The organism is Frankia sp. CcWB2, from assembly GCF_977927585.1.
The window spans coordinates 18,931-19,485 of the sequence record NZ_CDWRCM010000056.1; the positions used below are offsets into that span (position 1 = coordinate 18,931).

Here is a 555-nt window from a genome sequence, read left to right on the forward strand (position 1 = left end):
GGGTGTAGTGGGTGGCCGGCCCGATCCACGGACCGAGCGCGTCCTGCCCGTAGAAGAACCAGTTGCCCAGGCCCCGCAGCACCTCAGAGGCCTGCGAGCTGCTGGCGACCGTCTCGATTGTCTCGGTGAAGGCGAGGACGTTGAGGCCGTAACCGGCCTGGGTGTAGAGCCCCGCGATCCACCATGCCGACGTGACGAGGACGACCAGCACCGCACGGGTGCACATACTCACGGCGGCGCCGAGCCGGACTTCGCGGGTACCCCAGACGGCGAACGGTATCCACAGCAGTGGGGCGGACAGAATGAAGATCAGGCTGGAGGCGTTGATGCTGCCGATCGTCGTGACCACGAGGGCGAAGGCGGCGGGGAAGCGCCAGCCGGCCCGGCCGGACTCCGCCTCGCGCAACCCGCGCACGGTGATGCCGATCAACCAGCCCAGTCCGGCGTAGGGCAGCAGGATCGCCGAGATCCGCGCCTCGTACTCCAGGATGTAGGGCGAGAGCATGTAGCCGAACGCGGCGACGAACGCGAAGCGGTCGGGCCAGCGGAACGAGC

The 555-nt window shown here is 68.6% G+C and carries 1 protein-coding gene; it reads right to left on the reverse strand.

The window, feature by feature from the left end:
- The coding region (locus tag ACY45C_RS08425) for an alpha-(1->3)-arabinofuranosyltransferase domain-containing protein (RefSeq protein WP_462187067.1) at positions 1-555 on the reverse strand (555 nt) is incomplete at both ends.